Origin of the sequence: Falsihalocynthiibacter sp. CO-5D18, from assembly GCF_041205445.1 — a bacterium.
In the GTDB taxonomy this organism is placed as follows: domain Bacteria; phylum Pseudomonadota; class Alphaproteobacteria; order Rhodobacterales; family Rhodobacteraceae; genus Falsihalocynthiibacter; species Falsihalocynthiibacter arcticus.
In genome coordinates, this window is the sequence record NZ_JBGFCF010000005.1 from 37,197 (window position 1) to 52,927 (window position 15,731).

The 15,731-nt window shown below is 53.6% G+C and carries 16 protein-coding genes; 13 read left to right on the forward strand and 3 right to left on the reverse strand.

Annotation, left to right across the window (positions count from 1 at the left end):
* Positions 1-187 precede the first annotated feature (187 nt).
* Positions 188-1,099 carry an AraC family transcriptional regulator gene (locus AB9F27_RS08285; protein WP_335584340.1) on the reverse strand — a complete coding sequence of 304 codons (912 nt, stop codon included), beginning with the start codon at positions 1,097-1,099 and terminating at the stop codon, positions 188-190.
* Between the two features lie 272 nt (positions 1,100-1,371).
* Positions 1,372-2,244, reverse strand: a complete 873-nt coding sequence (gene miaA, locus AB9F27_RS08290) for a tRNA (adenosine(37)-N6)-dimethylallyltransferase MiaA (RefSeq protein ID WP_335584341.1) — start codon at positions 2,242-2,244, stop codon at positions 1,372-1,374.
* Positions 2,245-2,389: 145 nt separating this feature from the next.
* Between miaA and pyrH the strand changes: the two genes are divergently transcribed.
* From pyrH to lpxB, 13 genes are all read left to right on the forward strand, one after another.
* Positions 2,390-3,136, forward strand: a complete 747-nt coding sequence (gene pyrH / locus AB9F27_RS08295) for a UMP kinase (RefSeq protein WP_039000661.1) — start codon at positions 2,390-2,392, stop codon at positions 3,134-3,136.
* A gap of 120 nt (positions 3,137-3,256) precedes the next feature.
* The gene (gene frr, locus AB9F27_RS08300; RefSeq protein WP_335584342.1) at positions 3,257-3,820 is read left to right on the forward strand and encodes a ribosome recycling factor; all 564 of its coding nucleotides are present in this window, start codon (positions 3,257-3,259) and stop codon (positions 3,818-3,820) included.
* 71 nt (positions 3,821-3,891) lie between these two features.
* Positions 3,892-4,566 carry a polyprenyl diphosphate synthase gene (gene uppS / locus AB9F27_RS08305; protein ID WP_236940086.1) on the forward strand — a complete coding sequence of 225 codons (675 nt, stop codon included), beginning with the start codon at positions 3,892-3,894 and terminating at the stop codon, positions 4,564-4,566.
* Entirely contained in the window at positions 4,563-5,264 is a 702-nt protein-coding gene (locus AB9F27_RS08310) for a CDP-archaeol synthase (protein ID WP_335584343.1), read from the forward strand. The genes uppS and AB9F27_RS08310 overlap by 4 nt, the downstream gene beginning before the upstream one ends.
* A 2-nt stretch (positions 5,265-5,266) precedes the next feature.
* Positions 5,267-6,445, forward strand: a complete 1,179-nt coding sequence (dxr, locus tag AB9F27_RS08315) for a 1-deoxy-D-xylulose-5-phosphate reductoisomerase (RefSeq protein WP_335584344.1) — start codon at positions 5,267-5,269, stop codon at positions 6,443-6,445.
* 48 nt (positions 6,446-6,493) lie between these two features.
* The gene (gene rseP, locus AB9F27_RS08320; RefSeq protein ID WP_335584345.1) at positions 6,494-7,792 is read left to right on the forward strand and encodes an RIP metalloprotease RseP; all 1,299 of its coding nucleotides are present in this window, start codon (positions 6,494-6,496) and stop codon (positions 7,790-7,792) included.
* A gap of 82 nt (positions 7,793-7,874) precedes the next feature.
* A complete protein-coding gene (locus AB9F27_RS08325) occupies positions 7,875-8,009 on the forward strand; it encodes a hypothetical protein (protein ID WP_335584346.1) in 135 nt (44 codons plus the stop codon).
* A gap of 150 nt (positions 8,010-8,159) precedes the next feature.
* The gene (gene bamA / locus AB9F27_RS08330) at positions 8,160-10,526 is read left to right on the forward strand and encodes an outer membrane protein assembly factor BamA (protein ID WP_335584347.1); all 2,367 of its coding nucleotides are present in this window, start codon (positions 8,160-8,162) and stop codon (positions 10,524-10,526) included.
* 31 nt (positions 10,527-10,557) lie between these two features.
* Positions 10,558-11,160, forward strand: coding sequence for an OmpH family outer membrane protein (locus AB9F27_RS08335; RefSeq protein ID WP_369757649.1), 603 nt, complete (start codon positions 10,558-10,560; stop codon positions 11,158-11,160).
* 93 nt (positions 11,161-11,253) lie between these two features.
* Complete coding sequence (gene fabZ, locus AB9F27_RS08340; RefSeq protein WP_369757650.1) at positions 11,254-11,718, forward strand: 3-hydroxyacyl-ACP dehydratase FabZ; 465 nt, start codon at positions 11,254-11,256, stop codon at positions 11,716-11,718.
* A gap of 3 nt (positions 11,719-11,721) precedes the next feature.
* Positions 11,722-12,519, forward strand: coding sequence for an acyl-ACP--UDP-N-acetylglucosamine O-acyltransferase (lpxA, locus tag AB9F27_RS08345; protein ID WP_335584350.1), 798 nt, complete (start codon positions 11,722-11,724; stop codon positions 12,517-12,519).
* A complete protein-coding gene (locus tag AB9F27_RS08350; RefSeq protein WP_335584351.1) occupies positions 12,519-13,322 on the forward strand; it encodes a UDP-2,3-diacylglucosamine diphosphatase LpxI domain-containing protein in 804 nt (267 codons plus the stop codon). Before lpxA ends, AB9F27_RS08350 begins: the two co-directional genes overlap by 1 nt.
* Positions 13,322-14,482 (forward strand): lipid-A-disaccharide synthase, encoded by a 1,161-nt coding sequence (lpxB, locus tag AB9F27_RS08355; protein WP_335584352.1) that lies wholly within the window; start codon positions 13,322-13,324, stop codon positions 14,480-14,482. The genes AB9F27_RS08350 and lpxB overlap by 1 nt, the downstream gene beginning before the upstream one ends.
* Here lpxB and mnmA read toward each other — a convergent pair.
* A complete protein-coding gene (mnmA, locus tag AB9F27_RS08360) occupies positions 14,479-15,624 on the reverse strand; it encodes a tRNA 2-thiouridine(34) synthase MnmA (RefSeq protein WP_335584353.1) in 1,146 nt (381 codons plus the stop codon). The genes lpxB and mnmA overlap by 4 nt on opposite strands.
* Positions 15,625-15,731: the final 107 nt, after the last annotated feature.

Sequence of the window (15,731 nt, forward strand, 5' to 3'; positions counted from 1 at the left end):
CGTTCAGTGCGTCCCATAGACGCATCAAACCAGTTCAAGGTCAACGGTTCGGTCAAAATTTTTGACGACCCAATGTGACATTATTCTAGTTTGAAACACGACATTTAGCGCGTTTCTACATGAAAAAAGCGGCACCAGAATGAAATCTGATGCCGCTTGGAATGTGGTCGTCGGAGGGTTTTGCGCGTTAGTTTTCTTTGCGCCAACGCGAGGGTGTGCTGCCGATGTGATGTTGGAAGGCGCGGGTGAAATATGCCGCAGAGCGAAACCCGAGATCTTCGGCGACTTTTTGGATCGGCTCTTTGGTTTCAACCAAACGGCGGCGCGCTTCAAAGAGCACGCGGTCGTTCAAAAGCATGTGTGCGGGGCGTCCACAGGCCTTGTTACAGACCCGCGTCAGGTGGGTTGGGGTCACGCCCAAAGCCTCTGCATATTCTGCAACAGTCATGCCTTCAGTGTAATGCGTTTCAATCATTCCAGCAAAGCGAGCGGCCAAGCGTTGACCCGCCGAGGGCGCTTTATCTTCTAGGTCACTGAGCAGCAGTTGACGTTGCAGCCAGACAGAAAGCAAGCCCGTGTGGTGATGCATTGCGGACGATCGCTCAGGGCGATCACCTTCAAGTTCGCGCTGTAGGTTTTCCAAGATGCCTGTGACTTCATTTTGGGGGCCAGAGTCCCGCAACCGCAAATGAACAGGCTCTTTTGGAAACGACAAGTCGTTGGATTTGGGGATGAAAACGGCGGTGCCAAAAACCAGGGCCGAGGCCTCGAACCCGTGCATGGTTCCCGCAGGAATAAAGATGGCGTTATGGGCGCCATATCCAGACGTCACCCCTGCAACCGTGATGCGCCCTTGTCCACGTGTAAACCACAGCAAAACATCGGTGGAATAGCTGCGCATGGCTTCAACACGCCACCGACCGCCCTTTGCGAGGCGGGCAATTTGCGACATCCGTAGTTCGGATGCGTGCGTTTGTGGAAGCGATTCAATGACCGATTTCAGGGCAGCGTTCGGAACAGATTTCGACTCTGTGTCCTTCTTTAAAAAAGGTTTTGGATCCGTCATAAACTTTGGCAGGCTGGGCGTTTTTTGCATCATATCACATCCAATTTTTGCCGCAGGCAGCGGGCATTGTGCCCACATTACATGGAGCAATCACACTGGATAGGCCACGGCCCGATTGGACCGAAACGTACTCATTATTTCTAGGGGTTCGCATGCGCCATACCGGGCTAAGGAAACGCAATTGAATTTAGACAGTGTTCGTTATGTGAAACTTTGGGGCAGATCGAGGCAATTCTAAAGCGAAAATTGTCGAATATTGAAGGAATGGGGGGAGGAGTTAAAAGGCGTTGCGTTAAGGACGCGAACTAATGGGGAACATGCGAATTCCAGTCGCGCATCTTGCTCCGGAACCACGTTCTTTGACGTTTTGCATACTGGCGACTTGAGATAATCGCCGCCTCAATCGCGGCCTCAAGCGAGAGGCGACCTTCTAGATGTGCGATCAATTCTGGCGCACCGATAGCTTTGGACGATTGATGCGCGGGGTTCCACGTGGGCCACATTGCGTGGGCCTCCTCAATCGCACCCGCCTCTATCATTAGGTGAAACCGACGCTCAATACGGGCCGCGAGCCAATCGCGGTCTGCGTCGAGAACAATAGGGTATGTGTTTGCAAGGGGCAAAAGCGGTGGCGGCGTTTGATCTTGCCAATGCGCAAGGCCAAGCCCCGTTGCTTGTTGAACTTCCCACGCCCGTTGCACCCGCATTGGATTAAGCGCGTCGATCCGGGCCTGTGTCTGGGCGTCAAGTTCCGCGAACATCCCGTCATGTCCTTCCGAGAGACGGCGGGCATCAGCGGTTTCGCGCAGAACATCAGGCGTGGCGGGAATGAGTGCAAGGCCTTGGGTTAGCGCTTGAAAATACAACCCCGTTCCGCCCACAATTACGGGACGCTTGCCCGCGAGCAAAGGCGTGATGTCACGCAGCCAATGCCCAACAGAATAGGGCGCGTCATAGGCGACGTGGCCGTACAACTGGTGATCGGCAGCGGCCATATCAGTGGCCGTGGGGCGGGCGGTAAGAATGTTCCAGCCGCCAAACACTTGCAGCGCGTCGGCGTTGAGAATGACACCCCCTTGCGCGGCAACGATTTCCAGCGCCAGCGCCGATTTTCCAGACGCCGTTGGGCCCGCAATTAGGACGGGCAAATCGAGGGGAATGTCGTGGATCTTGAGCATTCTGAACGCTTCCTTACCGGTGTCACATCGTTTTTTGTCAATTTCCTTGGCCGCAAGCGCCGTTTAGCCGTTGAACCTAGGCCCGTTTTGGGACATTTTGGCCGACAAGGCAAACAGTCAGTCATTGGTAAAAGGGGAATTCGGCATGAGCACTTCTGGCGAAGAAAGTCGCACGGGAACACATCCGACATTTAGTCGGGTTATGCTGAAAATTTCTGGAGAGGCCCTGATGGGCGACCGTGGATATGGCCTCAATCCGCCGACCGTGGAGCGGATCGCCCGCGAAGTTAAAGTTGTGCATGACATGGGTGTTGAGATTTGCATGGTCATCGGCGGCGGCAATATTTTCCGCGGCCTTCAGGGCAGTGCCCAAGGGATGGAGCGCACTACCGCCGACTATATGGGCATGCTCGCCACCGTGATGAACGCCCTCGCGATGCAAAGCGCGCTTGAAGGGCAGGGCATCCACACACGCGTGATCTCGGCCATCCCGATGGATCAGGTTTGCGAGCCCTATATTCGCCGCCGCGCCGTGCGCCACCTTGAGAAAAAACGGGTCGTGATCTTTGCTGCAGGTACCGGAAACCCCTATTTTACCACGGATACTGCGGCCACTTTGCGCGCCAATGAAATGTCCTGCGAAGCGATCTTTAAGGGCACCAAGGTTGATGGCGTTTATGACAAGGACCCCGCAAAATTTGACGACGCCGTGCGCTATGACAACGTGACCTTTGATGAAGTTTTGCAAAAACGTCTGGCTGTGATGGACGCGAGCGCCATTGCTTTGGCGCGTGATAACAATCTGCCGATCATTGTTTTCTCCCTAGATGAACCGGGTGGTTTCAAGGGAATTTTGGCAGGTGAAGGGACGTATACACGGGTGCACGGCTAAAAATTAATCAATTCATACCGAATTGGGTTTCTGGCGCGTGCGTCCTGTTGTCTATACAACCGGTACGCCATGCGGTAAGACGTTTTAAAGTACGTGACACCAAAAAGAGAAGAGCAGAACATGTCCGAAGAATTCGAAATTGATCTTGATGACCTTAAACGTCGTATGGACGGGGGGATTGCCTCCCTTCGGGTCGAATTTGCATCCCTACGGACCGGCCGCGCGTCCGCGAGCATGCTGGAACCCATTATGGTCGATGCCTATGGGCAGAAAACCCCGATCAACCAAGTCGGCACGGTAAACGTTCCTGAGTCGCGCATGGTCACGATCAACGTGTGGGACAAAGCTCTTGTTGGCCCCACCGAAAAAGCCATCCGCGAAAGTGGTCTGGGGATTAACCCCCAGTTGAATGGCACAATTATTATGCTGCCAATTCCGGAGCTTAACGAAGAACGTCGCCGCGAGTTGACCCGCGTCGCCGCGCAATATGCCGAACACGCCCGCGTCTCTGTGCGCAATGTGCGTCGCGACGGCATGGACCAGCTCAAGAAAGCCAAAAACGACGGTATGGGCGAAGATGACTTCAAAATCTGGACCGACGAAGTTCAGGATTTGACCAACACATATATCGCCACTGTCGACAAAACGCTTGAAACAAAACAAGCCGAGATCATGCAGGTTTAAGCAGGCAATAGGGAAGGCACCCCGTGGCCCAAGAGAGCGAAAACAACAGCCCGCACCATGTGGCCATCATTATGGATGGCAATGGTCGGTGGGCCAAGTCTCGAGGGCGGCCGCGCTTATTTGGCCATCACGCGGGCGCCAAACGTGTGCGCGAAATCGTTGAGGCCTGTCCCGATTATGGCGTCAAATACCTCACAATTTTTGCGTTTTCGACTGAAAATTGGAAGCGCACGCAAAGCGAAGTTGCTGGCCTGATGAGCCTGTTTCGCCGTTATATCCAGCGGGAAGCCCAAGCGCTTCTTAAGCAAGGCGTGCGGGTTCGTTTTATCGGAGATAGATTAAGACTCGACCCTAAGCTGCAGAAACTTATTGATAATCTAGAAACTTTGACCGCCGAAAACGATGGGGTGCATTTAACGATAGCGCTCAATTACGGCGGACGCGACGAGGTTGCCCGTGCGACCAAACGCATGGCGCGCGAAGTGGCTGCAGGGCGTATCGATCCTGAATCCGTTGACGTGGAAACTTTGGCGCAATTCCTTGACACGCGGTTCCTCCCAGATCCTGATTTGGTGATCCGGACCTCGGGGGAGGCCCGCATTTCCAACTTCCTTTTGTGGCAATCGGCCTACTCGGAATACGAGTTTACCGACATTTTGTGGCCAGATTTTACGCCTGACGTCTTTGGCGAAATCCTTAAACGTTTTGGCGCACGCGATCGCCGCTTCGGAGCCGTCAGCCTATGAGTCGTTTATCTAAGTGGTCGGATTTAATGCCACGCACGATGTCAGCAATTGTTATGGCAGTTGTTGGGGTTACGGCGGTTTATTCCGGTGGAATTCTGTTCAACACCCTGATTATTTTTAGCCTTGCGGCGATGCTGTGGGAATTGTGGCGGATGATGGCCGAAACCCTCAAGGCGGGGCGAGATTGGCCGATTTTTGCCGCCTACGCCCTTGTGATTGTTTCCGCGTCATGGGCCTTTATCTTTCTGCGTGGTACTCCCAATGGCATTTGGACAATTACAGGTTTGTTTGTCATCGTCGTTCTTACGGATATCTTTGGATATTTCGCTGGCAAAATCTTTGGTGGCCCAAAATTTTGGCCCCTGATTAGCCCGAAAAAGACATGGTCGGGTACGGTCGCGGGATGGGTTTTGGCGGGGATATTTGGCGCGATTGCTGCGCTTTATCCCTATGTTCCTGAGTCAGTTCTGCTTGTCAGCCCCTCAGTCATGGCAACGGCGCTTAGTTTTATGCTTTTGTCTTTTGCGTCTCAGATGGGAGATATCGCCGAGAGTGCATTGAAAAGGCGCTATAAAATAAAAGACAGCTCCAACCTAATTCCAGGGCATGGCGGGTTTTTGGACCGGTTTGATGGCATGGTCGGCGTGGGCTGCGTGTCGGCGGTCTATATTCTCATCGTCCTTGGCTTCGGCGTTTAAACATGCGCCGCATTTCAATTTTTGGCGCGACGGGCTCGATTGGCCAATCTACCATCGACCTGATCAAACGGGCGCCCGACGCCTATCATGTTGTCGCCTTAACTGGGGGGCGGAATATTGCGCAACTCGCGCGGGATGCCATTGATCTCAAGGCCGAAATCGCTGTGACAGGGTTCGAAACTTGTCTTTCCGATTTGCAAAAAGCGCTGGCTGGAACGGGCATTGAAGTTGCTGCAGGACCGCAGGCTTTAATCGAGGCGGCGGACCGTCCAACAGATTGGTTCATGAGCGCGATTGTGGGCGCGGCGGGACTTGCGCCGGGGTTGCATGCTTTGCGCCACGGGGGCGTTTTGGCGCTGGCGAACAAAGAGAGTTTGGTGACGGCGGGCCCGTTGTTGAAATCCGAAGCGGCCAAATATGGCGCGACAATCCTGCCCGTCGACAGCGAGCATTCCGCCGTTTTTCAGGCTTTGGTCGGCGAAGATATTTCGCGCGTGGAGCGTATCATTATTACTGCAAGCGGCGGTGCGTTGCGCACGTGGCCGCTGGAAAAACTGGCGACCGCGACAGTGGCGGAGGCTTGCACCCATCCCAATTGGGACATGGGCCAACGTATTACAATTGACTCCGCTTCTATGTTTAACAAAGCGATGGAGTTGATTGAAACAAAAGAGTTTTTCGGTGTTTCGGCGGATCAAATAGAAGTGCTGGTTCATCCTCAAAGCCTCGTGCATGCGTTGGTTGGATTTGTTGATGGTGGCATAATAGCGCATATGGGGCCGCACGATATGCGCCACGCCATTGGCTATGCACTGCATTGGCCACAACGGGAAAAATTACCCGTTGAGCGATTGGATTTGGCCAAAATCGGCAAGCTTGAATTTTCCGCCCCCGACCTTCAACGTTGGCCTGCGTTGCGTTTGGCGGATGAGGTTATCCGCCGTGGTGGCTTGTCTGGTGCGATTTTCAATGCGGCCAAGGAATGCGCGCTTGATCTGTTTCTCGCGGGCGAGATTGGTTTTCAGGAGATGGCGCAGGTGGTTGAATTGGTGTTGAACAGGCATTGGCAGAATTCCGCAGACAGCCATAAAATTGACGTGATCCCCCTTGATGACGTCCTAAAAGCAGATCACACGGCACGGGTATGGGCGCGTGAATGCGCCAAGACTTTGCATAATTAAGGACAGACCTTGGATTTTTCTTCGATATTCTCTTCACTGGGCGGTGGCGTGTTTACGCTTATTGCTTTTGTCGTGGTTATTTCCGTTATCGTGGCGATCCACGAATACGGGCACTATATCGTTGGGCGGTGGTCTGGAATCTATGCCGACGTGTTCTCGCTTGGGTTTGGCAAAGTTTTGTTTTCGCGGGTCGACCGGCACGGTACAAAATGGCAAGTCGCGGCGCTGCCGTTTGGCGGATATGTAAAGTTTCGCGGGGATGCAGATGCGGCCAGTGGCAAAGATGGCGAGGCCATGGTGGGTCTGTCGGATGCCGAATTGCGTCACACAATGCATGGCGCACCTTTGTGGGCACGGACGGCAACCGTTGCTGCGGGGCCGTTGTTTAATTTCGCCCTGTCAATTTTGATCTTCGCTGGTTTGGCCATGTCTGTCGGGGTGGAAAAATCGCCGCTAACGGTTGGCGAAGTTATTGAATTACCAGCAGGAACTGGAGATTTACGTGCCGGAGACGTGTTGCTTTCGGTCGAAGGGCTTTCACTAGACGGGTCCGAAGGCTTGCGCACCACATTTGACGCACTCAAAACAAATTCGGCACTCTTATCTTATGAAATCACCCGTGAGGGACAGGAAATGACCGTTTTGGGGCCTCAACTCCAACCCGCTTTGGTCAGTGCTGTATCCCCCGACAGCGCGGCCTATGAGGCAGGGCTTGAAGAGGGCGATGTCATCCTTTCCATCAACGAGGAGCCGATCTCTTATTTTGGCCAGTTGATCCCCATTGTTGAGGCCTCGGCGGGTGCGCCGCTCAATTTGATGGTCTGGCGCGCAGGGGCGGAAATGCCTTTTGTGCTTAATGCTCAACGCAGGGATTTACCCACCGCAGACGGTGGTTTTGAAACCCGTTGGTTGATGGGAATTAGCGGGCGGTATGCGTTTACACCGCTCAATGAGGCCGTTGGTCCCGTTGAGGGTTTGACGCTTGGATTTAATGCCACCAAACGCGTGATAACCCAGTCGCTTTCAGGGATGTATCACATGGTGGCTGGGAAAATTTCGACCTGTAATATTTCTGGGCCCATTGGTATCGCCAAAGTAAGCGGGCAGGCGGCTCAAGGCGGCATCAGTGATTTTATCAGTTTTATCGCGGTGATTTCCACGGCCATTGGTCTGATGAATCTGTTCCCCATTCCAGTTCTAGATGGCGGACATTTGGTGTTTTATGCCTATGAAGCCATTTTCCGTAAGCCGCCAAATGACACTTGGGTGCGTGGCCTGATGACAATCGGGTTGGGGCTTATTTTGTCGCTCATGGCGTTGGGGTTGTTCACAGATTTGGTCTGTTAATCAACAAAAAGTTAATATAGCCCAATTTGTGCCATATTTCTTGCCTACAGTGGATTGGAATAGTCAATACACGAGGTCTAACATGCAAACGATTAACAACGGATACCGCGGACTTTCCCTTCTTGTGGGGCTCAATATGGATCGCCTGATTGTTTCTGGCGCGATGGTCGCAGCTTTAATGCTCGGGGCGTTTGTATCGGTGAACCTCGCGATTTAAGACGGGGCAAAACAGCGATCAAACGCTGGGTTGTAGCTAAATTTTGTACGAATAGTAGAAAGCGTCCCTTGGGGCGCTTTCTTGCTTTTGACATAGGGGGCTTTTCCCGCTAGTTAGGGCGGACCTAGGGTTTTATACGGATGGAAGTCCATGAGTGATTTCGCCACCGATGCGTTCAAAAGCATCGTGACGCTTAAGAGGGCGCTTTGCCGCGTCTCAGCGTTTCTTTTTCTTTTCATTTCAGCTGTTTGCACGGTTGTTCCCTCTGGTGCGGAGGCGCAGGACTATACGTTCTCGTCCTTTTCCATCGACGGGAATTTACGCGTGGATTCCGCGACAATCATGACCTACATGGGAATCGTCCAAGGCCAAACCCTGTCGGCGGGCGAATTAAACGCAGCCTACCAAAACTTGGTCGGGTCGGGTTTGTTTGAATCCGTCGAAATCAACCCGCGTGGCAATACCTTAGGCGTTAAGGTCGTCGAATACCCAACAATCAACCAAATTTCGATTGAGGGAAATAAGCGTATCAAGGACGACGCGCTCTTTACGGTTGTACGTTCGCAGCCTCGGTTGGTTTTCAATCCAACAGTGGCCGAGCAGGATGCCGCCTCCTTGGTTGAGGCTTATGAAATCGGTGGACGCCTTGCGGCCACTGTCACGCCACGGATCATCCGCCGGTCTGAAAATCGCGTCGATTTGGTGTTTGAAGTTACCGAGGGCCAAACGGTTGATATCGAGCGCCTCACGTTTGTGGGCAACCGCGCCTATAGTGACACGCGATTGCGCCGTTTGCTTGGCACCAAACAGGCTGGTATCTTTCGCACCTTTGTGAAATCGGACACGTTTGTTGCGGATCGTATTGAATTTGATAAGCAAGTCTTAACGGAATTCTATACGGCGCGCGGGTTCGTCGACTTTGAGGCCGTTTCCGTCACCAGCGAACTTTCCCGTGAACGCGACGGTATTTTTGTGACCTTCCGGATCAAAGAGGGCCAGCAGTTTAGTTTTGGTAATTTAACGGTTTCGTCGGAATTCGCCAATATTGACCCGGCAAAGTATCAAAGACTGATCAAAATTAAGTCGGGCAAAGACTTTTCGCCGGCACGCATTGAAGCCGCCATTCTACGGATGGAAAACAAAGCGCTCAAAGATGGCCATGATTTTGTCCGCGTGGACCCACAGATCGTGCGTAATGATCGCACACGGACGCTGGATGTTGAATTTGCTCTGGTGCGAGGACCGCGGATTTTTATCGAGCGTATCGATATCGAGGGCAACACCACGACGCTTGACCGCGTTGTGCGCCAACAGTTCCGCGCCGTAGAGGGCGACCCGTTTAATCCGCGTGAAATCGCCCAATCTGCGGAACGTGTGCGTGCGCTTGGGTATTTCGAAGACGCCGAAGTGAACACACGCGAAGGAAGCACGTCAGACAATGTTATCGTCGATGTTGATGTGGTTGAAACCACCACGGGTTCGTTAAATCTGGGTGTCGCCTATAGTACGAATGACGGTCCCGGATTGAACCTTGGCTATACGCAAACCAACTTGTTGGGCCGTGGGCAAACCTTCAGTTTCGAGATCAGCACTGTTTCCGATGAAAATTCTGTTAATGTTGCTTTCTCGGAGCCATATCTCTATGGGCGGGATTTGCGGTTTGACATTGATCTAGGCCGTATCACGACGAGCAATACAACGCAGCAATATGATACCACGCGGGATACAATCTCTCCTTCGATTGATTTCCCCGTCAGCGAACGCGGGCGTTTGGGGCTGAGATATCGGTTCCTCGATACGTCGCTCTATAACTCAAGCATCGATAACTCGCGCTTGGTGAATGCGGACGTAGGGGAACGCTCGGACAATGTTCTGGGGTATTTCTATACTTTCGACTCGCGGCGCAGCAAAATTGACGAAGATTACAGTTATGTTTTGCGGTTTGGACAAAACTTTGGCTACATAGACGATGATCCCTTTATGCGTGCGACACTTTTAGCAGGGGCCGAAACCAACGCTTTGGACGGTCTCGTAACTTTGCGCGCCATTGTTGAAGCGGGGTCGTATACTGTTTATAATGGTGGGAAATCCCGCATTACCGATCGCTATTCGCAAACAACCCGTAAGATGCGCGGGTTCGAGAACTTTGGCACGGGACCACGTGACCTGAACGCCGTGAACCAAGACTCTCTTGGCGGCAATCTGTTTTCGGTTCTGCGCCTCGAAGCCGATTTCCCGATTGGGCTTCCCGAAGAATACGGGATTTCTGCGGGTCTTTTCTTTGACGTTGGCTCGATTTGGGGTTTGGATGACACGGCGGGTGGCCCGACCGATGCGGCCTGTCCCGTCACAGATTGTACGGTGGATGATGCGTTCCACTTACGGTCCGTGGTTGGATTTGCGGTGTATTGGAATACACCGTTGGGGCCTTTGCGGTTTAACTTCACCAAAGCAATCAAGAAAGAAGTCTATGATGTGGAGCAGCCGTTTGAACTTACTGTTACAACTAGGTTCTAAGTGGGGCATTGGCGGTTTCGGTCAGCGTTTTATGGCGCTCTCTAGGGCGATTTTGGCCGCAATCTGCGTGATTGTATTTTGCGGGTTCCCTGCGTTGGCACAGAGTCCGGACAGGACAACAGGCGGATCACAAGCTGAGGCCGGTGTCGCGGGCGGATTGAATACTCAGGCAATTGTTCAAGGCAGTTTTGTTATTTTGGACCCTGAACGCCTGTACGCGGAATCCGCGTTTGGGTTGCGAATTCAAGAAGAGGTCAAGGCACTCGCCAAAGAAATCCAGTTGGAAAACGGCAAGTTGACTCGGGATTTAGAGACCGAAGAATTGCGCTTACTTGAACGACGCGCGGTTTTGTCTCCAGACGAATTCCGTGTCCTCGCCGATGCTTTTGACGACAAGGTGCAAGGCATTCGTGATGCGCAGGAACGCAAAGGCCAAGAACTCGGTAAGCGGGCAAGTGAGGGGCGGCAAGGGTTCAACGATGCCAGTCTCCCTATTTTGCGGAAAATCCTAAGAGAGCGCAATGCCTTGGGAATTCTGGATTCTCGTGTGATTTTACTGCCCGATCCAGCGATCGATATTACAAACGAAGCCATTTTACGTGTGGATCAGGTTTTGCAAGATGGCAAACCGTAAGGCGTGGTTTTCACGGGGTTAGCGCTATTGAATGCGCAGCCCAGTTTTGGTACTCAAAGAACATAATAAAAACGCGAAGCGACTGGAGCCTCCATGCAATCCAAAGACATAACCCAAGCAGATCTTGACCTTATTCAACGCATTATTCCCCATCGGTATCCGTTTTTATTAGTGGATAAAATGAAAGACATCGATCCGGGCAAAAGCGCGGTTGGTGTTAAGAATGTAACGATGAACGAACCGCATTTTCAGGGTCACTTCCCCGGGGCGCCGATCATGCCAGGCGTGATGATCATCGAAGCCATGGCGCAATCCGCCGCCGTGCTGGTTGGTCTGTGGCTCGAAATGGTCGACAAGCCTCTGTTGGTGTATTTCATGTCCGTGGACAACGGCAAGTTCCGCCAGAAAGTTGTTCCCGGCGATGTCCTTGAGTTGCATGTGACCGTCGTAAAGGCGCGCGGGATGATCTGGAAATTCCACGGTGACGCGAAGGTTGATGGCAAAATCGTCGCTGAAGCGGATTTCACTGCAATGATTGATTTGCAGGGTGAGGGTTAACTTTTGAGTATTGATCCCAGCGCCAATATCCACCCTTCCGCGGTTGTAGAAGACGGTGCGATCATCGGGCCGGCCTGTGTTGTCGGGCCATTTTCGCATATCGGGGCGGATGTGACTTTGGCGCGGGGAGTCGTACTCAAGAGCCATGTCGTGTTGGCGGGAATAACTGAAATCGGCGATGATTGCGAGATTTTCCCCTTTGCTTCGATTGGTGAGGTGCCACAAGACCTCAAATTTGACGGCGAAAAAACCCGCCTGATTGTGGGGGCGCGCAATCGAATTCGTGAAGGCGTCACGATGAATACTGGCACCACTGGCGGCGGCGGCATCACCCGCGTTGGTGACGACTGCCTGTTTATGACAGGCGCCCATGTGGGCCATGACACCACTGTCGGTAACCGCGTGATCCTTGCCAACCAGGCCGCTCTTGCGGGGCATTGTGTGGTGGCGGATGACGTTATTATCGGCGGCTTATCGGGCATTCATCAATTCGTCCGATTGGGGCGCGGTGCTATTATAGGCGCGGTGACTATGGTGACAAATGACGTCATTCCCTTTGGGCTTGTGCAAGGTCCGCGTGGCGAATTGGACGGGCTAAATTTGGTCGGACTTAAACGGCGGGGTGTGTCGCGGGCGGATATTTCCGCGTTGCGCGCAGCGTTTCAGATGTTGCGGCAAGGTGAAGGCCAGTTCCAAGAACGCGCTATGCGCCTTTCGGAAGATTACGACAGCACCTATGTGGATGAAATTACGCAGTTTATTTTAGGGGAAAGCGATCGCGGCTTTCTGACTCCAAGCTAGTGGCGGCCGACGCACCAAACCGCCTTGCGGTGCTTGCAGGGCGCGGGGATTTACCGCTCCAAGTCGCCGCGCGGGAAGCCGACAGTTTTGTTGTGACGTTTCAGAGTGTTGAGACAAATGCACAGCCTGACTATGAAGCCCGCTTTGAAAAACTCGGCGGGTTGTTCAAGGAATTGCACAAGCAGGGCGTCAAACGGGTGTGTTTTGCGGGAGGTCTTCGACGCCCTGCGCTGAATCCGTTGCGTTTTGATGCAACGATGATGCTTTTGGCGCCACGTTTGATTGCAGCCATGAAGGGCGGCGACGATCACATCTTGCGCATTGTCGTGGAGGTCTTTGAGGACGCGGGATTTACCGTTGTTGGTGCTCATGAAATTTGCCCCGAAATTTTAGCCACCGAAGGGCTTATTGCGGGGGAGGCACCCAACGAGCAGGCCTTGCGGGATATGGATCGTGCGCACGCCATTCTCACGGCGCTGTCACCGGTGGATGTGGGGCAGGGCTGTGTTGTTGCCAATGGGCTTTGTTATGGCATTGAAACCATTCAAGGCACGGACGCGATGCTTAGCTTTATCGCGCAAAACACGCTCTCCCGGCAGGGCGTCCTGATGAAGCGTGCAAAAGTCGGCCAAGAGTTGCGGGTGGATATGCCCGCGATTGGGCCTGAAACCTTGCACGGGGCCCATAGCGCGGGTTTGGCGGGGGTTGTAGTGCAGGCGGGGCAGGTAATGATTGTGGATCCGGTTGAAACCTGTGCGTTGGCCAAGGAGCTTGGCCTCTTTATCTATGGCGAGGCCCGCTAATGCGGGTCTTCCTTATTGCGGGCGAGCTTTCGGGGGACAAACTTGGCGCGGCCTTGATGCGGGGGCTAAAGTCGCGGTTGCCTGACGTGGAGTTTCGCGGTGTTGCGGGGCCGATGATGCAGGCCGAAGGAATGCCCTCCTTGTTTGAAATGTCCGAACTTTCGATCATGGGGATTGTCGAAGTTCTGCCGAAATATTTCGCCCTAAAACGTCGTATTCGTGAGACGGCTCAAGCAGCGCTCGACTGGAAAGCGGATGTCGTCATCAGTATTGATAGCCCTGACTTTTGTTTGCGGGTGGCGAAAATCCTCAAGGCGCAAAGTAATATTCCAACGGTGCATTATGTCGCTCCCAGTGTTTGGGCGTGGCGCGAGGGGCGCGGGCCGAAGATGGCGAAGGTGATTGACCACGTCTTGGCGCTGTTGCCATTTGAGCCGCCCTTGATGCAGAAATCGGGCATGACCTGCGACTTTGTCGGCCATCCGATCGTGGCGGAACCAAAAGCAACTCAAGCCGATGCGGATGCGTTTCGCGCCTCGCACGGGCTCTCTGCCGAGACGCCCTTGATCTTGGCGCTTCCGGGGTCGCGACGTGGCGAAGTGAGCCGTTTAGGCGGTATTTTTGGTGCCGCCCTCGCACAAGCCGTCAAGGAAATCCCGAAAGCGCGCGTTGTGTTACCCATCGCCCCCGGTGTCCGCAATCTGGTGCGCGAATTGGTTGAGGGATGGGACATTTCCCCACCCGTCATTCTGTTGGAGACCGACAGCAGCGCGGCTGGGCAGGCCGAAAAACGCGCGGCGTTTGCTGCGGCGGATATTGCCCTCGCGGCATCAGGCACCGTTTCACTTGAGTTGGCACATGCGCGCACGCCGATGGTGATCGCCTATGATATGAATTGGCTCAGCCGGAAAATGATCGCGCGGTTGTTGAAGGTCGACACGGTGACCTTGGTGAACCTCGTGAGTGAACGCCGTGATGTTCCCGAGTTTTTGGGCGAAAATTGCCGGCCCGAAAATATCGCGCCAGCCCTTGTTGATCTTTGGAAATCCCCACAGAGCCAATTGGCCTCAATGGAGATTACGATGGAAAGACTTGGTGAAGGTGGCGAAGATCCTGGTGCGCGTGCCGCAGAGTCCGTGATCGTCGCCCTCGCGCCTTAATTACCGCGCCAAATCCAGCCGCCCCCGAAAATACGACTGCTGTCATTGTCATAGAACACGCAGGCTTGACCGGGCGAGACGCCTTCTTCCGCCGAGAGCAATTCCACCGTTGCTTCGGTTTCGGAAATCGGGCGCAAGATCGCGTCACGTGGCGGGCGGGTCGAGCGCACTTTGACGGAAATATGCCACTCTTCTTTACTCATCAACGGTTCATCATTAAGCCAGTTGATTTCGCGAATGGGAATGATCCGTGTCGAGAGCGCCGATTTTGGCCCCACAACGACCTGTTTCTTTTCGGGATCAAGCTTCACCACATAAATCGGATCGGTTAGGCCGCCAATGCCAAGGCCACGGCGTTGGCCGATGGTATAATGGATCACGCCCTTGTGGCTGCCCACAACATTGCCGTCCAAATCCACAATATCGCCGGGATCGGCGGCTTCGGGGCGCAACTTAAGGATGACGCTGGCGTAATTCCCGTCGGGCACGAAACAAATGTCTTGGCTGTCGGGCTTGTCCGCAACAACGAGGCCATATTTTTGCGCCAGTTTGCGGGTTTCGTCCTTGCTCGCCAAATGGCCCAAGGGAAAGCGCAAATAAGACAGCTGGTCTTCGGTTGTCGAGAACAGAAAATAGCTTTGATCGCGGTTGGCATCGGTTGCACTGTGCAGCTCAGGGCCGTTGTCGCCCATTTTGCGTTGGATATAATGGCCGGTCGCCATGCAATCGGCATCCAAGTCCTTGGCGGTTTCCAAGAGATCCTTGAATTTCACACGCTCGTTGCAGCGAATGCACGGCACGGGCGTCGCACCCGCAAGATAGGCATCGGCGAATTCGTCAATCACGGCATCTTTAAAAACGTTCTCATAATCAAGCACGTAATGTGGGAAGCCCATTTCCTCGGCAACGCGGCGCGCATCATGAATATCCACGCCCGCACAACAGGCGCCTTTTTTGGCCAGCGCAGCACCGTGATCATACAGCTGGAGTGTCACCCCAACCACGTCATAGCCCTCATCTGCGAGCATTGCGGCCACTACAGAGCTGTCCACGCCACCCGACATTGCAACCACAACGCGTGTCTGGGAGGGCGGTTTGGCAAAGCCAAGAGAGTTAACGGGGTGGGTCGAATCCAACGGCATCTTAATTATCCTAAACAAGGTCCTGCAGAATATAAGAAAATGCGAACTACTAACAAGGGGGCGTTTCATTCTCTCTTAAGGCTGTTTAGGCAAATTCACCTCATGGA